Consider the following 1,883-nt stretch of genomic DNA (forward strand, 5'->3'; position numbering starts at 1 on the left):
CGGCCTGATTTGGGAATCCCAAACGATTCAATTTGGTCGGAACCCGCTCTAATGGGCTCGCAGATGCCGCAGTTGTTGTGTCCCGGCGATCAGGCGGCACGTCGATCTACTCGTAATCAACAAATTCTCTAAGCAAGAGGCGTCCGGCCGGGGCCTGCGCGACGAATTTGCTGATGCCATCATTGCTGGTGTGCCGCTCCTCACCGCCGTCCCCGAAAAATGCCATGCCGCCTGCCGGACATTCACCCGAGATGTCGGCACGACGCTGCTGTGCGAGCGCCAGGTCGTGGAGGGATGGTGGCGCGACATCGCCCTGCGCCTGCCGCGCATCCGCGCGCATTCCATCCCGTCAGCGGCTATTTACCCACATCAGATCCGATAGACTGATCACGCGCGGGAGGACATCCACAATTTTGATCCCGGGAACGTGCGCTACGTCATTGGCGTCGACCAAAACACCGTCATTGCCGGTTCCCGCGCCACCTCACATCCGCTGTCCTCGTGCGCGTCGGGCAATCGGTGGCTTGGCGGAACATTGCCGCGGGCGCGGGGTTTCATCTTAATCAATTGCAATCGTTCGGCATCATAACCCGAACAGTTGGCTTGGGGCTAATCGTTCAAAGGCGCGCAACCGGCGGAGCACGGCAACATGCTCGGTTGTTGATGCAGGACGGCAGAACCATTCAAACCATGCTGTTAAGATGCCATCACGACGAGCATCCGATTGTCACATTTCACCCAGTTGAATCGCGATATCATCTGGCATATCGCTTGCTTCGCCTGATGCCGGAATCATCGGTTTCTGCGCGAAGCAATCTTGTGAGGACAATATGCTTGGAATTGGAAGTAAGTTGCCGTCGTTCGAAATCACAGGCGTGAAGCCCGGTTTTCATCTGCACGAGGAAAACGGGCAGAGCGCGTTCGAGACGCTGACGGAAAACAGCTTTCCTGGAAAATGGAAAGTCATCTTCTTCTACCCCAAGGATTTCACCTTCGTCTGCCCAACCGAGATCGCGGAGTTTGCCCGGCTATCGAAGGATTTCGCCGAGCGCGATGCTGTCGTGCTAGGCGGTTCGACCGACAACGAGTTCTGCAAGCTCGCTTGGCGGCGCTCGCACAAGGACCTGCAACATCTGCCAATCTGGCAGTTTGCCGACACTAAGGGCGGGCTGGTCGATGGCCTCGATGTGCGTTCGCCCGACGGCGTCGCCTATCGCTACACATTCGTCGTCGACCCCGACAATACCATCCAGCACGTCTACGCGACCAATCTAAATGTCGGCCGCAGCCCGAAGGACACGCTGCGCGTTCTGGACGCGCTACAGACCGACGAGCTCTGCGCCTGTAACCGCGAGATCGGCGGCGAAACCCTGAAAGTTGCTTGAGGCATCAATGTCGATTGAACAGCTAAAGGACCAGATTCCCGATTTCGCCAAGGACGTGAGACTCAACTTGGCTTCGATCCTGTCGGATGAGACGCTATCACCGCAGAGCAAATACGGGCTGTTGCTCGCCACCGCGATTGCGGTCCGCAATCCCGTGGTGATCGCCGCAATGGAATCTGCGGCCGCCGTCGTGATAACGCCGGCCGCGGTCGCGGCGGCAAAATCCGCGGCCTCCATGATGGCGATGAACAACGTCTACTACCGCTTCGTTCACCTCGCCTCCAATCCGGAATACAAGACGATGCCGGCGCGGCTGCGCATGAACGTGATCGGCAATCCCGGCGTGGACAAAGCCGATTTCGAGCTGTGGTCGCTGGCGGTAAGCGCCATCAACGGCTGCGGCGCCTGCATGGACGCCCATGAGAAGGCGCTGCGGGAAGCCGGCGTCAGCTCGGCTGCCATCCAAAGCGCGGTCCGCTTTGCCGCGATCGTGCAGTC

Annotated in this window: 3 protein-coding genes; all 3 read left to right on the forward strand. The window is 59.0% G+C overall.

All coding sequences use genetic code 11. The annotated features are described in order from the left end of the window. Window positions 1-115 precede the first annotated feature (115 nt). Window positions 116-382 (forward strand): DUF2478 domain-containing protein, encoded by a 267-nt coding sequence (locus CQ14_RS42890; protein WP_347337178.1) that lies wholly within the window; start codon window positions 116-118, stop codon window positions 380-382. Window positions 383-830: 448 nt separating this feature from the next. Continuing rightward, the gene (locus CQ14_RS33250; RefSeq protein ID WP_057862001.1) at window positions 831-1,385 is read left to right on the forward strand and encodes a peroxiredoxin; all 555 of its coding nucleotides are present in this window, start codon (window positions 831-833) and stop codon (window positions 1,383-1,385) included. A 7-nt stretch (window positions 1,386-1,392) separates the two neighbouring features. Next, window positions 1,393-1,883, forward strand: a 491-nt coding sequence (gene ahpD / locus CQ14_RS33255) for an alkylhydroperoxidase, AhpD family (RefSeq protein WP_057862016.1), incomplete at its 3' end; no start/stop codon positions are given.

It is taken from the genome of Bradyrhizobium lablabi (genome assembly GCF_001440475.1).
GTDB classification, from domain to species: domain Bacteria; phylum Pseudomonadota; class Alphaproteobacteria; order Rhizobiales; family Xanthobacteraceae; genus Bradyrhizobium; species Bradyrhizobium lablabi.

Excerpts from the sequence above, each read along its gene's own strand:
- CQ14_RS33250 (WP_057862001.1), top strand. The coding sequence starts at position 831 with ATGCTTGGAATTGGAAGTAAGTTGCCGTCGTTCGAAATCACAGGCGTG.